A 20224-nucleotide genomic window follows, 5' to 3' on the forward strand; every position below is an offset into this window, starting at 1 on the left:
GCTGCCCTAGGGAAAAGGCTGGCTTAGAGCTGCTGGAACACGCCGGCGGCGCGGTTCTTCTGGACGTTATCCCATGGGAAGACCTGGCCGTTCATGGCGACGTAGACGCCGGCCGGCAGGGTCTGGGCGACGCCGCAGGCGAAGCCCAGGTTGAACAGGGCGTCCGAGTTGGCGATTTCGTAGGGGATCATGGCGCCGGTCAGCACGATGGTCTGGCCGAGATTGGCCGCGCCCAGCACCGCCGCGGTTTCGCGCATGGTGTCGGTGCCGTGGATGATGACGATGGCTTTCTCTTGCGCACCCTGGCAGGCGGCCAGCACGCGCTGGCGGTCGGCGTCCTGCATGTCGAGCGAATCGAGCAGCGGCAGCACGTCGAGCGCGACGGGCACCGTCATGCGGCTGCGCTTGATCACTTCGGGCAAATGGCTGTCGGAGAAGCCGAGCACGCCGTTCAGTTCGTTGTAATGCTTGTCGAAGGTGCCGCCGGTGGCGATGAGTCGGAGAGTCATATCGGTTAATGAAGGTTTATCAATGCGGTGAAAAAAGGTCGTTCATGATAGCCGCAAACGGGTATGTATCTGTGTGTGACTGCGCTAGAATCGTCCGGATCGGATGAGTACACTGCTTCCTTTTCCCCCTTCTTACCTATTTCTCCCATGAAAGCCGTCGCACCAGGAACCGTCATTTTCCACCGCCATCGGGGCTACGGCGTGATCACCCACGTCAACCTCCTGACGGGCTGGATCACGGCGCGCTTCGGCAGCGAATCGCGTCCGCTGGACCTCAATTTGTCGAGCGACGAGGTGCAGCATGCGGACGGCGAACCCATCCTGTTCCGCCGCACGCCGCCGGACCGCATGCCGCACGCGCGCCTGATGGCCGTGGTGCGCGAGCTGCACAAGGCGGGCTACCAGAAGCTGTACCTGTATTCCTGGCCCAAGCCCTCGGGGCTGCACTGGCGCTGGCATCTGTTCACCGGTCCGCGCAACTGGATGCAGCGCACCTGGCGCGAAGGCTGGTATGGCTCGGGGGCGGATTACAACAACAATCCGGTGATGGGCTGGGGCGATGTGCCGGGGGCGACGACGGACGAGCTGATCCATGCGCTGGCCAGGTTCGATCCGCAGGGGCTGGCGCAGGCGCTGGGCAGGGACGAGGATCACACGGCGTGGTTCGCGCAGGCCTGCGACTTGCTGCTGCCGGGGTACATGTACAGCCTTAACATGGAGCGGCCGGCGGGTGGCGGGTTGATCGAGGCGCCGCCGGTGCCGGTGGTGCCGGTGAAGGCGGGCTTGAAGGCATACTCGGGGCCGGATATCGGCTGGCCGCCGGGCTGGGCTGGCTTGTGGACCGGGACGCATGTCATGCCGGCGCGTAAGGTGAATCTGACGGGGGAGCCGGAGCTGCGCTGAGTTTTCGGTGCACTCACGCGTTACCGCTGCGGTGCGAATTTAGGTTCCGGCCTTCGCCGGAACGACGTGCTTAAGCTATCGCTTAGAAGACTAGTAACACTATTCTCAGACGCTGCCTTGGCACGTCGTTCCGGCGAAGGCCGGAACCCAAGTCATTTGCAAACCTGCAGCCTTACCTTTTACCCAAGGCCTCCGGATTCAAGATGTTATCCGGCTTCCCCTCCGCAAACTTCAGCACATTCTCGAACGCGATCTGGAAATAGATCTCGTAACTGTCCTTCTCCACATACCCCAGGTGCGGCGTCGCCAGCACGGTTGGAATCTTCAGCAAAGGCGCATCCGCAGCCAGCGGCTCGCTGGTGAACACATCCAGCGCCGCCGCTCCCGGCTTCCCCTTGCGCAGCGCTTCTTCCAGCGCTCCCTCGGCCACCAGCTCCGCCCGGCTCGTGTTGACGAACAAGGCATCCGGCTTCATGCGCGCCAGGTCCTCCGCGGTGACGATCCCGCGCGTGCTGTCCGCCAGCCGCAAATGCAGGCTCAGCACATCCGACCCTTCGAACAAGGCTTCGCGCGAGGCGGCCGCCTCGAAGCCGTCGGCCACCGCCACTTGCCGGCTGTTCTCGCTCCCCCACACGATCACGCGCATGCCGAAGACGCGCGCATACCCCGCCACCAGCTTGCCGATCTTGCCGTAGCCCCAGAGCCCCAGCACCCGCCCGCGCAGCGAGCGGCCCAGTCCATTGAGCTGGGGATTGATCGAGGCCGTCTGCCACAAGCCTTCCTTGAGGTTATTCGCGTAGGGCAGGATCTTGCGGCTGGCCGCCATGATCAGCGCCCAGGTCAGCTCGGAAGGCGCCACCGGCGACCCGATGCCCTCGGCGATCGCGATCCCATGCTCGGTGGCCGCCGCCACGTCGATGTGTCCGCTCACCTTGCCGGTCTGCGAAATCAGCTTGAGGTTCGGCAGCTTGGCCAGCAGCGCGCGCGGCAAGACGGTGCGTTCCCGGATCAGCACCAGGGCGTCGAATGGCGCCAGGCGGATCGCCAGCTGGCCCAGGCCCCTGGCCGAGTTATTGAAGACCTTGACCTCATGCCCGTCGAGCAAGCGGAAGCAATCGAGGCCGCGTACGGCGTCCTGGTAATCGTCGAGAATCGCAATTTTCATGAGTGTTGTCAGAGTGTAATGATTCGCTCGTAAAGAAATAACACGATATGCCAAAAGGACAAATAGCCTACTACATTACTTAGGCATTATTCCTACTTTTTTGTAGTGGAACAGCCCGAATCCGGGTTTGTCGGGTGTACAATCTTCGGCATCTTAAGGGTTTGACATGCTTGCAGCGTGTCCCCAGCAGTACCGTTCCCAGCCTTGCCAGAGGCTGTCGACACGACCGCCGTACCGCCGCCGTACCATCAGGAACAAGCTCCTCGATGCCACCGCAGGCCGACCAGACGACGATCCTGCCGTGCCGGGACAGAAAGAATTCTTAATTGGCATTGGAGGTACCTTTATGAACCAGCCCGTGATGGGCGGCGTCGCCGCACTGAACGTTCCAGCTTACATCAAACACCAAAAGCTCATCAATTGGGTCGCGGACATCGCCGCCCTGACGAAGCCTGACGCCATCTACTGGTGCGACGGCTCGGAAGAAGAGTACGACCGCCTGTGCGCACAGATGGTCGAAGCCGGCACGATGAAGAAGCTCAACCCGGCCAAGCGTCCGAATTCCTATCTCGCCTGGTCCGACCCGTCGGACGTGGCGCGCGTCGAAGACCGCACCTATATCTGCTCGGCGACCAAGGAACAGGCTGGCCCCACCAACAACTGGATGGACCCGGCCGAGATGCGCCGCACCCTGAACGGCCTGTTCGATGGCTGCATGGCCGGCCGCACCCTGTACGTGGTGCCGTTCTCGATGGGCCCGCTGGGCTCGCCGATCGCCCACATCGGCGTCGAACTGTCCGACTCGCCTTACGTCGCCGTTAACATGCGCATCATGACGCGCATGGGCAAGGCCGTGTACGACGTGCTGGGCGCCGATGGCGAGTTCGTGCCTTGCGTGCACACCGTCGGCATGCCGCTGGCCTCGGGCCAGAAGGACGTGCCGTGGCCGTGCAACCCCACCAAGTACATCGTCCACTATCCGGAAACCCGCGAGATCTGGTCCTTCGGCTCGGGCTACGGCGGCAACGCCCTGCTGGGCAAGAAGTGCTTCGCGCTGCGTATCGCCTCGAACATGGGCTACCAGGAAGCGCAGGCAGGCGGCACCGGCTGGCTGGCCGAGCACATGCTGATCCTGGGCGTCGAATCGCCCAAGGGTGAGAAGAAATACGTGGCCGCCGCCTTCCCGTCGGCCTGCGGCAAGACCAACTTCGCCATGCTGATCCCGCCGAAGGCCTTCGACGGCTGGAAGGTGACCACCATCGGCGACGACATCGCCTGGATCAAGCCGGGCCAGGACGGCAAGCTGTACGCGATCAACCCGGAAGCCGGCTATTTCGGCGTGGCCCCGGGCACCAACGACAAGACCAACCCGAACTGCATGGCCTCGCTGCGCGAGAACGTCATCTTCACCAACGTGGCGCTGACCGACGACGGCGACGTGTGGTGGGAAGGCATGACCAAGGAAGCCCCGGCGCACCTGGTCGACTGGCAGGGCAAGGACTGGACCCCGGCATCGGGCACCAAGGCTGCCCACCCGAACGCGCGCTTCACCGTCGCCGCGACCCAGAACCCGGTGATCGACCCGGCCTGGGACGATCCGGCCGGCGTGCCGATCTCGGCCTTCATCTTCGGCGGCCGCCGTTCGACCACGGTGCCGCTGGTGACCGAAGCGAACAACTGGGTGGAAGGCGTGTACATGGCCGCGACCATGGGCTCGGAAACCACCGCCGCCGCCGCCGGCCAGATGGGCATCGTGCGCCGCGATCCGTTCGCGATGCTGCCCTTCATCGGCTACAACATGAGCGACTACTTCCAGCACTGGCTCAACCTCGGCAAGAAGATCGAAGCCAAGGGCAGCGCGCCGAAGATCTACTGCGTCAACTGGTTCCGTACCGATGAAGCCGGCAAGTTCGTGTGGCCGGGCTACGGCGACAACATGCGCGTGCTGAAGTGGGTCCTGGACCGCGCCGAAGGCGGCGCTTCCGGCGGCCAGTCGCACCTGTTCGGCACCTCGCCGAACTACGGCGACCTGAACTGGGACGGCCTGGACTTCACCGAGCAGCAATTCACCCAGATCACCTCGATCGACAAGGCGGCCTGGAACGAAGAGCTGAAGCTGCACAGCGAGCTGTTCGAGAAGCTGGCCTACCACCTGCCGCAAGAGCTGGTGGACACCAAGGCCAAGCTGGAGAAACATCTGGCCGGCTGATCCGGCTGAGTGGGGGAGGGCCGCCTGCGGGCGGCATATAAAAAAGAACAGGGGCGATGCCGGTGGCATCGCCCCTGTTTCATTGTGGCCGTCGATGGCCACCTCGTTCGCCGCCAGCCCGCACCCTCAGCACGTCATTCCGGCGAAGGCCGGAATCCAAGTTCGTCGCGTAGCTCTACATTCAAACGGTAACGCGGTGCACGCAAACTTGGGTTCCGGCCTGCGCCGGAACGACGGTCTGAAGGCTGATGACTATCGTTAGCGCTGCGATTCAATCACGCCTTCAACAACGGTTTCAGATACTTACCCGTCACGCTAGCCTTGTTCGACGCCACCTCTTCCGGCGTACCCGCCGCCACGATCGTACCGCCACCCGCGCCGCCTTCCGGCCCCAGGTCCACAATCCAGTCCGCCGTCTTGATCACGTCCAGGTTGTGCTCGATGATCGCCAGCGTATTGCCCTGGTCGCGCAGGCGGTGGATCACCTTCAGCAGCAAATCGATGTCGGCGAAGTGCAGGCCGGTGGTCGGCTCGTCCAGGATGTACAGCGTCCGGCCCGTGTCGCGCTTGGACAGTTCCAGCGACAGCTTCACGCGCTGCGCCTCGCCGCCCGACAGGGTGGTCGCGCTCTGGCCCAGCTTGATGTAGCCCAGGCCCACGTCCAGCAGGGTCTGCAGCTTGCGCGCGATGACCGGCACCGGCTTGAAGAACTCGTGCGCGTCCTCCACCGTCATCTCCAGCACTTCGGTGATGTTCTTGCCCTTGTACTGCACTTCCAGCGTCTCGCGGTTGTAGCGCTTGCCGTGGCAGACGTCGCAAGGCACGTACACGTCCGGCAGGAAGTGCATCTCGACCTTGATCACGCCGTCGCCCTGGCAGGCTTCGCAGCGGCCGCCCTTGACGTTGAACGAGAAGCGGCCCGCCGAGTAGCCGCGTTCCTTCGCGGTCGGCACGGTCGCGAACAGGTCGCGGATCGGGGTGAACACGCCGGTATAGGTCGCCGGGTTCGAACGCGGAGTGCGGCCGATCGGCGCCTGGTCGACCGAGATCACCTTGTCGAAGTGCTCCAGGCCGTGGATCGACTCGTGCTCCGCCGGCTCGGTCTGCGAACCATACAGGTGGCGCGACAGGGCCGGGAACAGGGTGTCGTTCACCAGGGTCGACTTGCCCGAACCGGACACGCCGGTCACGCAGGTCAGCAGGCCTACCGGCAGGGTCAGGCTCACGTTCTTCAGGTTGTTGCCCTTGGCGCCAGTGATCACCAGCTGGCGGTTCGGGTCGGCCTTGGTGCGCTTCTTCGGCACCTCGATCTTGCGGCGGCCGTCCAGGTACTGCGCAGTCAGCGACTGCTTGCTCTTCATGATTTCCTTGAGCGAGCCGGCCGCGATCACCGCGCCGCCGTGCACGCCCGCGCCCGGGCCCATATCGACGATGTAGTCGGCGGTGCGGATCGCATCCTCGTCGTGCTCCACCACCAGCACGCTGTTGCCGATGTCGCGCAGGTGCTTCAGGGTCGCGATCAGGCGGTCGTTGTCGCGCTGGTGCAGGCCGATCGAGGGTTCGTCCAGCACGTACATCACGCCGGTCAGGCCCGAACCGATCTGCGAGGCCAGGCGGATGCGCTGGGCCTCGCCGCCGGACAGGGTGTCCGCGCTGCGGTCGAGCGACAGGTAGTCCAGGCCGACGTTGTTCAGGAACTTCAGGCGCGCGGTGATCTCCTTGATCACGCGCTCCGCGATGTCCTTCTTGGCGCCGGTCAGTTCCAGCGATTCGAAGTAGGCGAGGGTCTCGCGCAGCGGACGGTCCGACACTTCATAGATGGCGCGCTGCTGCGGGCCATGGCCGATCTTGACGAAGCGCGCTTCGGTGCGCAGGCGTGCGCCTTCGCAGGACGGGCACTTCTTCTCGTTGATGAACTTCGCCAGCTCTTCTTTGACCGCCATCGAGTCGGTCTCGCGGTAGCGGCGCTGCAGGTTGTTCACCACGCCCTCGAAGCTGTGCTCGCGGATCACGGTGCGGCCGCGCTCGTTGATGTACGAGAACGGGATCGTGGCCTTGCCCGAGCCATGCAGGACCGCATCCTTGGCCTTGGGCGGCAGCTGCTCGAAAGGCGTGTCCAGGTCGAAGTCGTAGAAGGCCGCGATGTTCTGCAGCATCTGGAAATAGAACTGGTTGCGGCGGTCCCAGCCCTTCACGGCGCCGGAAGCCAGCGACAGGTGCGGGAAGGCGACGATGCGCTTCGGATCGAAGAACTCGATATGGCCCAGGCCGTCGCATTCGGAGCAGGCGCCCATCGGGTTGTTGAACGAGAACAGGCGCGGCTCGAGCTCCTGCAGCGAATAGCCGCAGACGTTACAGGCGAACTTGTTCGAGAAGATGGTTTCCTTCTCGGTGTCCATTTCGTAGGCCACGGCGCGGCCGTCGGCCAGGCGCAGGGCGGTCTCGAAGCTCTCGGCCAGGCGCTGCTTGATGTCCGCGTTCACCTTGACGCGGTCGATCACGACGTCGATGCTGTGCTTCTCGGTCTTCTTGAGCTTGGGCAGCTCGTCGACATCGTAGATCTTGCCCGCATTCACGCCGCTCTGGACGCGGAAGCGCACGAAGCCCTGGGCCTGCATGGCCTGGAACAGGTCGCTGTGTTCGCCCTTGCGGTTGGCCACGACGGGCGCCAGGATCATCAGCTTGGTGCCTTCCGGCATGGCCAGCACGGCGTCGACCATCTGCGACACGGTCTGGGCCGCCAGCGGCTCCTGGGGGTGGTCCGGGCAATACGGGGTGCCGACACGCGCGTACAGCAGGCGCAGATAGTCGTGGATCTCGGTGACGGTACCGACCGTCGAACGCGGGTTGTGCGAAGTCGCCTTCTGCTCGATCGAGATCGCCGGCGACAGGCCTTCGATCAGGTCGACGTCCGGCTTTTCCATCAGCTGCAGGAACTGGCGCGCATAGGCCGACAGCGATTCGACGTAGCGGCGCTGGCCCTCGGCGTACAGGGTATCGAAGGCAAGGGAGGATTTACCGGAACCCGACAGGCCGGTGATGACGATCAGCTTGTTGCGCGGCAGGTCCAGGTTGATATTCTTCAGATTGTGCGTGCGCGCGCCGCGGATACGAATTTCTTCCATTAAGTTTGCAGGCTTTCAATAAGTTTTTGCGGGCCGGCGCACGAAGAAAAGCGCAGTGAGCGGGCCAATCGGAGAGAACCCATAAGTGTAGCTTGTTTTTCGAAACGCTGTACATGCATCCAGCACTTTTGTGCCGCCAGGATACGTTTTCATGTTACTTTCAGCAGGAATGCACAGGCGGCAACCGGGGTCTGCAGTATGTGGGCCGCTTCTGGGACGCTTCAATGACAAAGCGTCCAGGAATCGAAAATAAATTCCCCGGTTTAGAATCCCTGCCACAAACGCTTCACTACCACTCAAGAGCGACATGGAAATCATTACAGAAGACGATTACGCGGGCCTGCTGGACGACCATCCGCGTTCCCCCAATGCCGCCGTGCTCAGCTTCAGTTCGGGCGGGGTCAGCTGTATTCCGCATGGCTTCCTGAGCAACTGGCTGGAGCAGGAACCCGAGGCCGGTACCTTCTATATCGGCCGCTGTTCCGGTTTTGGCATCGGCTCGATCGCCAAGTACGACGCCGGCCTGCAAAGCCTGTGCGTAGGCCGTTTCGTTTCCGGCGGCTTGCGCCTGCGCTTCCTGCTCAACGGACAGCACGAGTCGAAAACGATCTCGACCTATATGTTTTCCATCGCCCGCATGGGCATGACGAACGCACCGCCGCCCCAGTACGCGGACTCGATCGTCCGCAACGATGTCTGGATTGGCGACGAAGCGATGATGCTGGGCGGCGGGATTATCGAGAACGGCTGCATCATCGGCGCGCGCTCCCTGCTGCCGCCCAATTTCCGCTCCGAACCCTATGGCATCTATGCCGGTTCGCCGGCGCGCCTGATCCGCTTCCGCTTCCCGGAGGCCGTGCGCGCCGCCTTGCTGGACCTGGCCTGGTGGGAAATGCCGATGAGCTGGATTCGTGATAATAACGACATGTTTTTGCAGGATATGACTGCCGACGAAGGCCGCGCGCTCGAGATCATCGCCCGCCTGAAGGAGAGCCGCCGCCAGCACGAAGCCGTGCATGGAAAGCCGGCCATCTTCGCCGCCGGCGACGTGCCGATCTAAGCGATTCTTGACGCCGGTCTAGGCGCCGCCGGGCACCGGCCGCCGGCCCTGGCGTCCAATTCTCGAGCAGTCCGGGGCGTGCAAAAATCCCTTTTTTTCAGGGCTCATCGGCCCCATAATAGTCGGCTGCAACACCCGTTCCCTGACGCTTAGTCATTTGCAGAGTCAGGGCTCTACATAACTCACTGGAGTAACAACATGGCATCAGTCAACAAGGTCATCATCGTCGGCAACCTGGGCCGCGATCCGGAAATCCGCTACATGCCGAGCGGCGACGCGATCGCGAACATCGCGGTGGCCACCTCGTACAAATCGAAAGACCGCAACACCGGCGAGCAGAAGGAACTGACCGAATGGCACCGCATCTCCTTCTTCGGCCGCCTGGCTGAAATCGTGGGACAGTACCTGAAGAAAGGTTCGTCGGTCTACGTCGAAGGCCGCCTGCAGACCCGCAAGTACACCGACAAGGACGGCATCGAGCGCTACGCTACCGACATCATCGCCGAGAACATGCAAATGCTGGGCGGCCGCCAGGGTATGGGCGGCAACGACATGGGCATGGGCGGCGGCATGGACGACGACTACTCGGCGCCGCAGCGTCCGGCTCCGCGCCAGGCCCCGCCGGCCCCGGCAGCCCGTCCGCAGCCGAAGCCGGCTCCGAACTTCTCGGACATGGACGACGACATCCCGTTCTAAGCTGTTTCTTCGAACGGCAAACAAGAACCCGCTTCCTCTTCGAGGAGCGGGTTTTTCATTTCCTGAATCGGGCTGCCGTCTATTTGCCCGCTTATTTGCCGATGATGCTAAGGATATTCCCGTCCGGGTCCTTCAGCCACGCCACCTTCATCTGCTCGCCGACGTGGATATCGTCCTCGAGCCGCATGCCTGCCATCTGGTATTGCTCGAAGCGGGCGCCCTTGGCCTTGAGCGTATCGACTACCGTCCTGATCTCCAGGCCCACATCCCAGTTGATGGCCGTGGCCTGGTTGCTGCCCGCATACTCGGACTGGTAGACGAAGATCCGGGAATTGCCGCTCCGATAGGTCAGGACGCCCGGACCGTCCGAGCTGGCGTCCTCCTCTTCGAGTCCCAGCACATTGGTGTAGAACTCTCTTGCGCTGGCGAGGTCGCGCGTGGCGACGGTGGCGATCGCATCCACATGTGACAGCATGATGGCCTCCTCGGTTGGCCAATGAAGGAAGCGGATAGCGTACTGCGGTCGAATTTTGCGCAGCGCACCATTGGCGCGCTGCGCGGCCTTACTCGTAGCGCAATGCGTCGATCGGATGCAGGTTGGCCGCCTTGGCCGCCGGCATGATGCCGAACACGATGCCCACCAGGCTGGAGAAGCCGAAGGCCATGGCGATCGCCCACCAGGGCACGAAGGCGTCCGGGAAGTTCGGGATCGCCTTGGCCGCGCCGAAGCCGATCAGGTAGCCCAGCAACAGCCCCACCAGTCCGCCCAGCAGCGACAGGGTGGTCGCCTCGATCAGGAACTGCATCAGGATATGGTGGCGCTGCGCGCCCAGGGCCTTGCAGATGCCGATCTCGCGGGTGCGCTCGGTCACCGACACCAGCATGATGTTCATGATGCCGATGCCGCCCACCAGCAGTGAGATGCTGACGATGCCGCCCAGGACCAGGGTCAGGGTCGCGATGATGCTTTCAAAGGATTCCGACAGCTGCTGGGCGGTCTGCACCTTGAAGTCGTTGCGCTGGCCCGGTTTGAGGTGGTGGGACTGGCGCAGCAGCGAGGTCACTCGGCCCTGCACGGCGTCGATCTGCTCGATGTCGTTCACGGTGAAGCTGATCGAGATGTTCAGCTTGGTGCCCGTGCCCGCGATCACCTGGCCGACCGCGAAAGGAATCAGGATGTAGTTGTCCTTGCTGATGCCGAAGGTCTCGCCCTTTTCCTCGGTCACGCCGATGATCTTGAACCACTCGCCGCCGATGTCGATGAACTGGCCCAGCGGTTCGCCCGTCAGGCGCAGGTTCTCCAGCGTCTTGCTGCCGACCACGGCCACGCGGCGGCGCGACTGGTCGTCGCTGGCGCGCAGGAAGCGTCCCTTGGCCGGGAACACCTGGGCCGATTCCATATAGGTCTCGGTCACGGCCATCACCTGGGTGAAGGTGGAGGTCGCGCCGGCGCGCACCGTGGTGCCGAAGTTGCCGAAGGGGGCGAAGGCGGGCGACACGTTGCTGATGTCGTCGATGTGGGTCACGATGCGCTCGTAGTCGCCGATCCCCAGCACGTTCTCCTTGCCCTGCAGCGCTTCCTCGAAGGTCGTATAGGCTTCCACCGTCAGGCTGTTCGAGCCCAGGCCCTTGAACTCGTTGCTGATCGAGGCCGACAGGCCCTGCACGATCGAGACCACGGCGATCACCGAGGCGACGCCGATGATGATGCCGAGCGAAGTCAGGAAGCTGCGGAAGCGGTGCGCGTAGATGCTCTGCAGCGCCGAGCGGAAGCTCTCCAGCACGCTAAACATGGGCCGCTCCCCGGGGACGGAAGCTGCTGCGCTCGGCATTCACGGTATCGCTCTGCACGCGGCCGTCGGCCAGCCTCACCGTGCGCCCGCAGTGCGCGGCGATGTCGGGTTCGTGGGTCACGATGATCACGGTCTGGCCTTCGGCGTGCAGGGTGTCGAACAGGGACATGATGTCGGCCGCGGTGCTCGAATCCAGGTTGCCGGTCGGCTCGTCGGCCAGCAGGATCGAGGGTTCGCTGCACAGGGCGCGGGCGATCGCCACGCGCTGGCGCTGGCCGCCCGACAGCTGGTTGGGCAGGTGGTCGAGGCGGTGCTCCAGGCCGACCCTGGCCATGGCTTCGGTCGCGCGCCGCAGCCGGTCGGCCGGGCGCACGCCGCGGTAGATCAGCGGCTGCATCACGTTCTGGACGGCGGTGGCGCGGGTGAGCAGGTTGAAGCTCTGGAAGATGAAGCCGATCTCCTCGTTGCGCGTGCGCGCCAGCTCGGCGTCGCTCATGCCGGCCACGTCGCGGCCGTTGAGGAAGTAGCGTCCGCTGGTCGGCGTGTCGAGGCAGCCGAGGATGTTCATCATGGTCGACTTGCCCGAGCCCGAGGAGCCGATGAAGGCGACATAATCGTTGCGCGCGACCTGGAGGTCGATGCCGGCCAGCGCCGCGATCGTTTCACCGCCCATCTGGTAATGCTTGGTGATGCCTTCGAGCCGGATGAGTGGGGCGCCCTGGCTCATGTCGAGGCAGGCTTGGCCGCAGGCTCGGCGGTCACCACCGGCCTGGCTGTCGGCTCGACGGCGTCGCCCTGCTTCAGCTGGCGCAGGACCTTGTACGGACCCGTGATCACGGTCTCGCCATTGGCCAGGCCGCTGCGGATCTCCTGCATGCTGTCGTCCGCCGCGCCGGTGGTCACGATGCGCTTTTCCGCCTTGCCGTCCTTGGCGACGAAGACCCAGCTCTCGGCCTTGATCTCGGCCTTCTTCTTGTCCTTTTTCTTCGGGCCTTCGGTCGACTCTTCGTTGTTGGACAGGACCGCCTGCAGCGGCAGCGCGAGCGACTTGCCGCTGCTCGAGACGAACACCTCCGCGCGCACGCTCATGCCGGGGCGCAGGGCCAGCTGCTTGGTATCCAGGAGCTCGACCTTGACGTCGTAGTTGCGCGACTTCGATGCGCCCTGGGCCGCCGCGGCCGGGTTCTGCTTGGGCGAGAGCGGGATCGACAGCACCTTGCCGGCCAGCGCCACGTCCGGGTAAGCGGCGGTATGGATCTCCACCTCCTGGCCGACCGCCACCCGTGCGATGTCGGCTTCGTCGACGTTCACTTCGGTGACCATGGTCGCCGTGTTCGCGATGGTCATCAAGGTGGAGCCGGCGATGCTGACCTGGCTGGCCACCGCCGTTTCGCCGACCTTGATGTCGAGCGCCGTGATGGTGCCGGCGATCGGCGCGCGCACGGTGGTCTTGGACAGGCGCTCGTTGGCCAGCTTCAGGCTGGCCTCCACCTGCTCCAGGCGCGAACGGCTGTTGCGCAGATCGATCTTCGCCGCTTCGAGCGCGAAGCGGGCGTCGTCGATCGCCGAGTCGGCTAGCATCTTCATCTTGTGCAGCTCGAGCTTGCGCTTGTACTGGTTTTCCTGGTTCTGCACACTCAGCTGCTGCTGTTCGATCGCGATGCGCTGCTGGCGCACCACGGCTTCCTGCTGCGCGACTTCGGCGCGGTAGGTCTGGTCGTCCAGGTGCAGCAGCAGGTCGCCCTTCGCGACCTGCTGGCCTTCCTTGACGTGGATGGCGCTGACCTTGCCGATCACTTCCGGCGACAGCATGACCTGCTCTTCGTAGAGCAGGTGGCCCGAGGCCAGGATCGACGAGCGGATGTCGCGGTAGCCGATCTTGTCGGTGTCCACGGCCTTGGCCGGTCCGCTGCCGCGGATCAGCTTGGCGGCCACGGGGATGCAGAGGATCGCCGCGATCGCCAGTCCTGCCAACAGTTTCTTGCGCTTCATGCCATCTGGCTCAGTTTGAACGCCAGCCAGCCGCCGTAAATGAGGACCGTCGGGATCAGGATCACCCGCAGGGCGCTGCCGCGCGAGGCGCCGGTCCAGGCCTGGTAGCCGATGACTTGCAGCGCCAGGTTCCAGACGAAGAGGATCGAGAGGCTGTCCAGCAGGCCCGCCAGCGGGTGGCTCTGTTCGTAATGGAAGAAGAGCTGGTTGAGCGAAGTCGGGTTCAGCGCTTCCATGCCCAGCTGTCCGTTGGATTGGAGCAGCATCTGCATGCCGCCGAGTACCAGCACCAGCACATTGGGCAGGGAGGACCAGGCGGACAGTGCGAAGCCTTTGCCGAAGCTGAGTTCGCGGTTGGTGAATTTGCCGACGATGAGCAGGTACAGCGCGATGGCCGCATACATGGCCAGCACCGCGAAGACGCCGCCGCCGGCGGTGAGGTAGGCCATGGTCTGGCGGCTCATGCCCATCCCCGCCTGCTGCTCGCGCACGGCGGGATCGGCGACGGCGGCCAGCATGTGTTCCTGGAACCAGGTGTAATCGACGAAACCGAGGAAATACCAGAGGAAGAGCGCGACATTGGCGGCGCAGATCGCCAGTACTGGCAGCCAGGCGGCAGGGCGGGATGCCAGGCGCCGGAAGGTGGCGGCAGGTTCAAGGAAGATGCCGAACAGGGCGCTGAAAGGGGAGGTGGTGGCCGGTGCCGACTTGTCGATCAATTCCATGGCGTGTGTCTTGTTCCAATGAGTCTTCGGGAATGCGCCCATGACCGCGGCGCCGGGTGTGACTATTTCACGAGGAAAACGATAGCATGCTGTTAAATAATGGCGCTATGTCCTTTGCTTACTTTGAAGGCAATCCTATAAAGGTTGATAGGAGCGCTTTGGACACAGCACGCGCCGGCGGTGGCGGTGCGTGGCACGCACATGGGCGGGAGTTGAAAGATGAAGCGCATCTATCGCTGGAACACCGTGGAAGGCGGGGGGAGCGAACACCTGGCGCTCGATGCCGATGCCGCGCGGATCGTGGCCGAGAGCGTCGTGATCGGGCCGGACGCGGGGGCGCTGTACGAGGACGAGCCCTTCGGCTGCGCCTACCGGCTGAGCTGCGATGGCGAGTGGCGGGTCCGCGAGCTGGCGGTGTGGATGGCCGACGGCAGGACGCTGGCGCTGCGGGCCGACGGTGCGGGCCACTGGACCGGCGCGAATGGCCTGCCGCTTCCCGCGCTGGACGGCTGCATCGACGTCGATCTCGCCTGCACGCCCTTCACCAACACGCTGCCGATCCGCCGGCTGGGGGAGAAGCTGCGGCAGCGGCGGGAGCTCAGGCTGGTCTTCGTCGCGTTCCCCTCGCTCAGCCTGAGCGCCTTGTCCCAGGCGTACACGCGGCTGGCGCCGGAACGCTATCTGTTCGAGAGTCCGGAGCACGCGTTTTCCGCCGAGATCGCAACGGATGAGGAGGGCGTGGTGCTGCGCTATCCGGGTTTGTTCGTTCGGCGCAGCCCCTGAGCACGACGCCGCCATGTCGGCGGCGCGGGTTTCCGCTCAGGCGCGGCGGCGCAGGCTGGCCAGGCCGAGCAGGCCCAGGCCGAGCAGGGCGACCGAGGCCGGTTCCGGCACGGCGGCAGGTTCACTGTAGGCGATTTCGTTGGCCAGAAGCTGGTAAGTCACGGAGGTGGGGAAGTCGGCCCAGTCGTAGCCGTTGACCCAGACGAAGCCCTCGCCCACCGCGCCGCCGACGATCGCAGCGGCGCCGCCGTCGCGGGTGGCGTAGACGGTGCCGAGGCCGAGCTGGCTGAAATTCTGGAAGAACTCGGTTGCGTTGCCGTCGGTGTAGTTGCTGCCCAGCTGCTCGCCGAGGCCTGCGGCCAGGCCGGCAGCGGTGAAGACCACATTGCTTTCGTAGTAGTTGGCGGCGTCCGATGCCGAACCGTTCAGCAGCGACATGCCGTACCCGGCGGAGGACCATTCGGTGATCAGCTTGCCGCCGCCCTGGATGAAACCGGCGAGCGCATTGTTGCCGGTGCGCTCACGGCCGAGGATCACGGTGTCGATGCCGGCCAGCGAGGCATCGCTCAGCTCGTCCAGCGCCACCACGGTATGGCCATGGGCGTTCAGGCCGCCTGCGAGGGTGCCGGCGCTTATATATTGGCCGAATACGCCGACCATGCCGGCATGGGCGGCACTGCAGGCAAACAGCGCAGCCACGGCGGCGGCTGCGAACGTGGTGTGAAAGCGTTTCATCGTCATCCCTAGTGTTGCGTGAGTGTTTTTGCTGGCGGCAACTGTCCGCCAAGCCGGCTGTTTCGCCGGCCGAATTACCCTAAAGCATGTTTTGTGCCAAAAGGCATGCTTTATTGACAAATCAAGTAGTTAGGATGGCTAAGTAAAGACGAGTTTTCTCAACTGTAAAAAATTCCGACATGAAAGACACTAGGGCGACGTCGCAGCGGCAAAGATTTTGAATCAAATCGTTTGCAACTAAATCGCAAGCGATTTAATATGCCTTCTATGGCAGCGCGATAGTAATCAATCCCGCGAGGCCTGCAGCAAGGAAGCGCCGTTTCAGGAGCGGCGATCATTTAAATAGCGCGCTATCTAATAGCGTTTTATGAAAATTTGAAAAGGAGTCTTACCATGGCAATCGATAAAGTCCTCTACCGTGCAAGCGCCAAAGCAACCGGTGGCCGCGAAGGCCGCGCCGTCTCGTCGGACGGTGTGCTCGACGTCAAATTGACCACCCCGAAGGAACTCGGCGGCAATGGCCTGGAAGGCACGAACCCGGAACAGCTGTTCGCAGCCGGTTATTCGGCCTGCTTCCTGGGCGCCATGAAGTTCGTCGCGGCCCGCGACAAGCTGAAGATCTCTCCTGACGTCGCAGTGGAAGGCCAAGTCGGCATCGGCCCTCTGCCGGCCGGCTTCGGCATCGAGGTGCAACTGAACATCAGCCTGCCGGGCGTGCCGGCTGAGGAAGCCCAGACCCTGATCGACCGCGCCCACATCGTGTGCCCGTACTCGAACGCCACCCGCGGCAATATCAACGTGACCCTGCAGCTCGTATAAGCAGCTAAAGGCACTTGCCGCCGATGGGCGGCTTGCTCGCACCAGTCGTGCCTGCTTTCGGCACGCTGAGTTCACATTGTAATGAAAAAGATAACGGCCGCCACAGCGCGGCCGTTCGTCAATTTTCATGGCTTTTTTCTTGTTGCCTGAGCCATTTCTGTGCTTTCGAAAGCAGCTCGTGGGGATGGGATTTTTTTGCCAAATCCAAAAATCAAGCTCCCTGAAGGGGAGCGATCACGTTTTCATATATGCGTTATCTATGCGGTAAATAACGCGATCTGGGCCTATTTGAATGCATTTTGCTGCCATGTATTTGAGTGGCTGATAACGCATTTTTACGATGTGACAAGGAAGTTGCCATCCTTGCGTCGACACGATACAACGCTCCAAAAATTTTTCCCGCGCGGAAAACGAAAGCGCTTTTGAGGTGTTTAGAATTGCCGTCCATCAGCTTCCTGACGGCAATTTTTAAACCGTGTTAGGGCTGCCTAGCCAAGTTGGCAAAAGCTTTAACCCTCAAAATATTTAACAATTTTCCGCCGATGCAAACGACTGCCTCCATTTCGCGTAACACCACTTTTTCGCTTGCGCACCTTCAGCAATACGCACTCCCTGTCCTGTTCACCCTGTTTGGCGTGATCATGGGTTCCTGGGCCGGCCGCATTCCGGCCCTGGCCGAGCGTGTCCAGGTTTCCCACTCGGCGCTGTCGATGGTGCTGCTGTGCGGCGGCCTCGGCGCCGTGGTGTCGTATCCGATCTCGTCCTTCCTGATGGGCCGCGTCGGCGCCCGCAAGACCCTGCTGGTCTCGGGCCTGGCCCTGCTGGCCGTGCTGGTGTCGATCGGCATGGCGCCGACCGTGCCGCTGCTGATGATGGCGGTCCTGAGCCTGGGCATCACCGCCAGCACCTTCGACGTGGCGATCAACTCGGCCGCGACCAAGCGTGAAAAGCAGACCGGCAAGTCGGAACTGTCGAGGCTGCACGGCCTTGGCTGCGCCGGCGGCCTGGCGGGCGCGACCCTGGGCAGCCTGATGGCAAGCATGAAGATCGCTCCGGCCACCCACTTCCTGATGCTGGCCGCACCGCTGGCCGTGGTGCTGTGGATGGGCTTCTCGATGCTCGAGGCCGACGACAGCGTGGAAAAGGTCGAGAAGAAGTCGTTCTCCCTGCCGCGCGGCCCGCTGGCACTGCTGGGTCTGCTGGGCTTCCTGGGTTCGATGTCGGAAGGCAGCATTGCCGACTGGAGCGGCGTGTTCCTGAAAGAGCATTTCGGCGCGTCGGACGGCCTGGCGCCGCTGGCCCTGTCCGCGTTCTCGGTGATGATGCTGATGTCGCGCATGGTCGGCGACAAGCTGAAGGTGCGTTTCGGCGCCCAGCGCCTGGTGACCCTGGGTGCGCTGGTCTCGGCAAGCGGCCTGTTCTTCGCGGTGATGGCGCCGAACGCCTACTTCGCGCTGGGCGGCTTCGCCATCGCCGGCCTCGGCCTGTCGCTGCTGTTCCCCTTCGTGTTCAGCGCCGCCGGCGCCCAGGGCCCGATCGCCCTGGCCGGTGTGGCGAGCATGGCCTACAGCGGCAGCCTGATGGGCCCGCCGGTGATCGGCGCCGTCGCCCATTACGTCGGCATGCAGGCGGCCATCGGCTACGTCGGCGGCCTGTCGCTGGTGATTGCCCTGGTGGCCAGCCGCACCCGCCTGCTGAAGTAATCCTGCCGCCCGGCCCGGCCCGGCCGCAAGCAACGCAGACGTGTCCGCAGGGACCGTCTGCGTTGTCGTTTCCGGGTGGCCTGCGTCCTGTCGGCCCTGCTTGCACCGGCATGCGTGTTCTTGCCTTCGCGGCAGAGAAACCTTGCATACCGGCGGCGCCCTGAGCACGGCGGCGAAAGACGGTATTATCGACTATCGCCAACCCGACCTTACCGATCATGCTCCAGACACCCGTCTCCTTCCAGCCGCTGTTCGCTCCGCACCCTGATCCGGAACCCCTGAGCTTCCTGTTTTACCAGGGACGGCTGCTGGTGCGCGAAGACAGTCTGGCGCTGCCGCAGGCCGCCCTGCTCGCGCAGCTTGGCGTGCCGGAAGCGAACCTGCAGCCGCTCGGCTTGCTGGGCGAACGGTATTGCCAGGCCGGCTGGCTTGACGAGGAGCTCGTGCCGCCGCCCGGCTATGGCTGGCGCGGCCTGCGTTCGCTGTTCGGCGAGATGGATGAGCAGCTGGTGGGCCTGGCGGCGCGCGCGGCCCAGGTGGCCGAATGGGCGCGCACGCACCGTTTTTGCGGCGCCTGCGGCAGCGGCACCGTGCTGGCAGCGGGCGAACGCTGCTTCAAGTGCGTGAACTGCGGGCACATGGCCTACCCGCGCATCTCGCCGGCCATGATGGTCCTGATCCGCAAGGGCGATGCGGTGTTGCTGGCGATGCATGTGGCCTCGCCCACCAAGCGCTTCGTGCCACTGGCCGGTTTCCTGGAGGCGGGCGAATCGGTCGAAGAGGCGGTCCACCGCGAGGTGTACGAAGAGGTCGGGCTGCGGGTGACCAACCTGCGCTACTTCGGCAGCCAGTCCTGGCCCTTCCCCCATTCGCTGATGCTGGCCTTCACGGCCGATTACGTGGACGGCGAGATCCGCGTCGACACGTCCGAGATCGCCGAGGCGCGCTGGTTCGGCCCCGACGACGAGTGGCCGGAACGCGTGCCGCACGTGTCGATCTCGAGCGTCCTGGTCGACGCCCACCGCCCGCCAGGGCGCCAGGACTAAACCGGGTCTGTCTCCGCCTGCGCCTGCACTTCGCGCGTGCGGACGATGCCGGCGGCGGATGCCGGCGCCGTGGCGGGCGCCGGCTTGGCCCCTGTGCTGCGCAGGTTGATCGCGCGCTGCAGCAGGTCGAACCAGAAGGGGGCGCCGAACAGGGTGGTGCTGGCGGTCACCAGCCAGCCGGCCACTTGCAGCACGAAGCCCGCATCGAGCACCGGAGGGAAGCTGCTCCATCCGATCGGCAGTGTCCACAGCTGCTGCAGGGCGGCGGAATCCAGCGCGCCGGGCGCCGCGCCGATCTGGGCCGCCAGCGCCGGATGCTGCCACAGGGTGCGGAACAGGTGGATGCTGTCGATGTTGAACATGATCGCGAGCAGCAGCGCCAGCAGCCAGGACACCAGCAGCTGGCGCCGCTTGTAGACGCCCGACAGTCTTTCCATGGCGCTGACGAACCATCCGGCGATGCAGTTCTGGAAGCGCTGCAGGTCGCCGCCCGATTGCGCATACAGGGCCTGCAGCGTACGCCGCAGCTGCGGATCGTCGACGGCGGCGATGGCGGCGCCGACCGGCATGTCGCCATGGCGGATGCTGTCGACCAGGGCGATCGCGAAGTGATTGGGTTCGATGTAGGATGGTTCGGGGCGCGCCAGCCTGGATTCGGGCGCCCGTCCGGGTTCCATGCTCCCGTGTTCCGCGCCGCGCCGCACCGTGCCGGCGCCCTGGGGATTGACCAGCGGGTGCTCGTACAGCATGCGCGCCAGCGCGTCGAAGCGCGGGTCGGCCAGCATGCGCTTGACGCCTTCCTGTAGCATGCCCGCACGCAGGCTGAATGCCGCCGCGAGCGCTTCCTGCAATGTACTGACGACCAGGGCCAGGGTGCCATAGCAAAACGCCAGGCCGATGGCGACTTCGAGGACGGTGCTGCCGAACATGGCGCTTCTCCCGAAAGGAACCGTCCTCCACG

General features: G+C 64.0%; 18 protein-coding genes. 8 read left to right on the plus strand and 10 right to left on the minus strand.

What is annotated here, in order from left to right; translation table 11 throughout:
• Nucleotides 1–23: 23 nt before the first annotated feature.
• Nucleotides 24–509 (minus strand): asparaginase domain-containing protein, encoded by a 486-nt coding sequence (locus J8847_RS13185; RefSeq protein WP_211525170.1) that lies wholly within the window; start codon nt 507–509, stop codon nt 24–26.
• Nucleotides 510–656: 147 nt separating this feature from the next.
• Between J8847_RS13185 and J8847_RS13190 the strand changes: the two genes are divergently transcribed.
• Nucleotides 657–1412, plus strand: a complete 756-nt coding sequence (locus J8847_RS13190; RefSeq protein WP_211525171.1) for an L-asparaginase — start codon at nt 657–659, stop codon at nt 1410–1412.
• A 172-nt stretch (nt 1413–1584) separates the two neighbouring features.
• On the opposite strand, the gene J8847_RS13195 is transcribed toward J8847_RS13190, so the two are convergent.
• Nucleotides 1585–2577, minus strand: a complete 993-nt coding sequence (locus tag J8847_RS13195) for a D-2-hydroxyacid dehydrogenase family protein (RefSeq protein WP_211525172.1) — start codon at nt 2575–2577, stop codon at nt 1585–1587.
• A 346-nt stretch (nt 2578–2923) separates the two neighbouring features.
• Here J8847_RS13195 and J8847_RS13200 point away from each other — a divergent pair, with 346 nt between their 5' ends.
• The gene (locus J8847_RS13200; protein WP_211525173.1) at nt 2924–4786 is read left to right on the plus strand and encodes a phosphoenolpyruvate carboxykinase (GTP); all 1863 of its coding nucleotides are present in this window, start codon (nt 2924–2926) and stop codon (nt 4784–4786) included.
• Nucleotides 4787–5061: 275 nt separating this feature from the next.
• Here J8847_RS13200 and uvrA read toward each other — a convergent pair whose 3' ends face one another.
• Nucleotides 5062–7911, minus strand: coding sequence for an excinuclease ABC subunit UvrA (uvrA, locus tag J8847_RS13205; RefSeq protein ID WP_211525174.1), 2850 nt, complete (start codon nt 7909–7911; stop codon nt 5062–5064).
• A gap of 307 nt (nt 7912–8218) precedes the next feature.
• On the opposite strand from uvrA, the gene J8847_RS13210 reads away from it, so the two are divergent.
• Both J8847_RS13210 and ssb read left to right on the plus strand, forming a co-directional pair.
• Nucleotides 8219–8971, plus strand: coding sequence for an acetyltransferase (locus tag J8847_RS13210; protein ID WP_211525175.1), 753 nt, complete (start codon nt 8219–8221; stop codon nt 8969–8971).
• Nucleotides 8972–9169: 198 nt separating this feature from the next.
• Nucleotides 9170–9667 (plus strand): single-stranded DNA-binding protein, encoded by a 498-nt coding sequence (ssb, locus tag J8847_RS13215; protein WP_211525176.1) that lies wholly within the window; start codon nt 9170–9172, stop codon nt 9665–9667.
• A gap of 91 nt (nt 9668–9758) precedes the next feature.
• Here ssb and J8847_RS13220 read toward each other — a convergent pair whose 3' ends face one another.
• From J8847_RS13220 to J8847_RS13240, 5 genes are all read right to left on the minus strand, one after another.
• Nucleotides 9759–10142, minus strand: coding sequence for a VOC family protein (locus J8847_RS13220; RefSeq protein WP_211525177.1), 384 nt, complete (start codon nt 10140–10142; stop codon nt 9759–9761).
• 88 nt (nt 10143–10230) lie between these two features.
• The gene (locus J8847_RS13225; RefSeq protein ID WP_211525178.1) at nt 10231–11460 is read right to left on the minus strand and encodes an ABC transporter permease; all 1230 of its coding nucleotides are present in this window, start codon (nt 11458–11460) and stop codon (nt 10231–10233) included.
• Nucleotides 11453–12187, minus strand: coding sequence for an ABC transporter ATP-binding protein (locus J8847_RS13230; protein ID WP_211525179.1), 735 nt, complete (start codon nt 12185–12187; stop codon nt 11453–11455). The genes J8847_RS13225 and J8847_RS13230 overlap by 8 nt, the downstream gene beginning before the upstream one ends.
• On the minus strand, nt 12184–13452 hold the full coding sequence (locus J8847_RS13235) for an efflux RND transporter periplasmic adaptor subunit (protein ID WP_211525180.1): 1269 nt from the start codon (nt 13450–13452) through the stop codon (nt 12184–12186). Before J8847_RS13235 ends, J8847_RS13230 begins: the two co-directional genes overlap by 4 nt.
• Nucleotides 13449–14177: a YIP1 family protein gene (locus J8847_RS13240; RefSeq protein WP_211525181.1), complete on the minus strand. Its 729-nt coding sequence runs from the start codon at nt 14175–14177 to the stop codon at nt 13449–13451. The genes J8847_RS13235 and J8847_RS13240 overlap by 4 nt, the downstream gene beginning before the upstream one ends.
• Before the next feature lie 219 nt (nt 14178–14396).
• Here J8847_RS13240 and J8847_RS13245 point away from each other — a divergent pair, with 219 nt between their 5' ends.
• Nucleotides 14397–14960, plus strand: coding sequence for a putative glycolipid-binding domain-containing protein (locus J8847_RS13245; protein ID WP_211525182.1), 564 nt, complete (start codon nt 14397–14399; stop codon nt 14958–14960).
• A gap of 36 nt (nt 14961–14996) precedes the next feature.
• Here the strand turns inward: J8847_RS13245 and J8847_RS13250 are convergent, their stop codons facing one another.
• Nucleotides 14997–15695, minus strand: coding sequence for a PEP-CTERM sorting domain-containing protein (locus J8847_RS13250; protein WP_211525183.1), 699 nt, complete (start codon nt 15693–15695; stop codon nt 14997–14999).
• Between the two features lie 393 nt (nt 15696–16088).
• Between J8847_RS13250 and J8847_RS13255 the strand changes: the two genes are divergently transcribed.
• From J8847_RS13255 to nudC, 3 genes are all read left to right on the plus strand, one after another.
• A complete protein-coding gene (locus tag J8847_RS13255; RefSeq protein ID WP_211525184.1) occupies nt 16089–16514 on the plus strand; it encodes an organic hydroperoxide resistance protein in 426 nt (141 codons plus the stop codon).
• 641 nt (nt 16515–17155) lie between these two features.
• The gene (locus J8847_RS13260; protein WP_229429713.1) at nt 17156–18217 is read left to right on the plus strand and encodes an MFS transporter; all 1062 of its coding nucleotides are present in this window, start codon (nt 17156–17158) and stop codon (nt 18215–18217) included.
• Between the two features lie 218 nt (nt 18218–18435).
• Nucleotides 18436–19263, plus strand: coding sequence for an NAD(+) diphosphatase (nudC, locus tag J8847_RS13265; protein ID WP_211525186.1), 828 nt, complete (start codon nt 18436–18438; stop codon nt 19261–19263).
• Here the strand turns inward: nudC and J8847_RS13270 are convergent.
• A complete protein-coding gene (locus tag J8847_RS13270) occupies nt 19260–20192 on the minus strand; it encodes a hypothetical protein (RefSeq protein ID WP_229429714.1) in 933 nt (310 codons plus the stop codon). The two genes, nudC and J8847_RS13270, sit on opposite strands and share 4 nt — an antisense overlap.
• Nucleotides 20193–20224 lie beyond the last annotated feature (32 nt).

The organism is Massilia sp. AB1 (genome assembly GCF_018119385.1).
In the GTDB taxonomy this organism is placed as follows: Bacteria; Pseudomonadota; Gammaproteobacteria; order Burkholderiales; family Burkholderiaceae_D; genus Telluria.

Coding starts and splice junctions, on each gene's coding strand:
- J8847_RS13235 (WP_211525180.1), bottom strand. CDS start 13,452: ATGAAGCGCAAGAAACTGTTGGCAGGACTGGCGATCGCGGCGATCCTC.
- J8847_RS13270 (WP_229429714.1), bottom strand. CDS start 20,192: ATGTTCGGCAGCACCGTCCTCGAAGTCGCCATCGGCCTGGCGTTTTGC.
- J8847_RS13185 (WP_211525170.1), bottom strand. CDS start 509: ATGACTCTCCGACTCATCGCCACCGGCGGCACCTTCGACAAGCATTAC.
- J8847_RS13195 (WP_211525172.1), bottom strand. CDS start 2,577: ATGAAAATTGCGATTCTCGACGATTACCAGGACGCCGTACGCGGCCTC.
- J8847_RS13260 (WP_229429713.1), top strand. CDS start 17,156: ATGGGTTCCTGGGCCGGCCGCATTCCGGCCCTGGCCGAGCGTGTCCAG.
- J8847_RS13250 (WP_211525183.1), bottom strand. CDS start 15,695: ATGAAACGCTTTCACACCACGTTCGCAGCCGCCGCCGTGGCTGCGCTG.
- ssb (WP_211525176.1), top strand. CDS start 9,170: ATGGCATCAGTCAACAAGGTCATCATCGTCGGCAACCTGGGCCGCGAT.
- J8847_RS13210 (WP_211525175.1), top strand. CDS start 8,219: ATGGAAATCATTACAGAAGACGATTACGCGGGCCTGCTGGACGACCAT.
- nudC (WP_211525186.1), top strand. CDS start 18,436: ATGCTCCAGACACCCGTCTCCTTCCAGCCGCTGTTCGCTCCGCACCCT.
- J8847_RS13230 (WP_211525179.1), bottom strand. CDS start 12,187: ATGAGCCAGGGCGCCCCACTCATCCGGCTCGAAGGCATCACCAAGCAT.
- J8847_RS13255 (WP_211525184.1), top strand. CDS start 16,089: ATGGCAATCGATAAAGTCCTCTACCGTGCAAGCGCCAAAGCAACCGGT.
- uvrA (WP_211525174.1), bottom strand. CDS start 7,911: ATGGAAGAAATTCGTATCCGCGGCGCGCGCACGCACAATCTGAAGAAT.
- J8847_RS13240 (WP_211525181.1), bottom strand. CDS start 14,177: ATGGAATTGATCGACAAGTCGGCACCGGCCACCACCTCCCCTTTCAGC.
- J8847_RS13245 (WP_211525182.1), top strand. CDS start 14,397: ATGAAGCGCATCTATCGCTGGAACACCGTGGAAGGCGGGGGGAGCGAA.
- J8847_RS13190 (WP_211525171.1), top strand. CDS start 657: ATGAAAGCCGTCGCACCAGGAACCGTCATTTTCCACCGCCATCGGGGC.
- J8847_RS13225 (WP_211525178.1), bottom strand. CDS start 11,460: ATGTTTAGCGTGCTGGAGAGCTTCCGCTCGGCGCTGCAGAGCATCTAC.
- J8847_RS13220 (WP_211525177.1), bottom strand. CDS start 10,142: ATGCTGTCACATGTGGATGCGATCGCCACCGTCGCCACGCGCGACCTC.
- J8847_RS13200 (WP_211525173.1), top strand. CDS start 2,924: ATGAACCAGCCCGTGATGGGCGGCGTCGCCGCACTGAACGTTCCAGCT.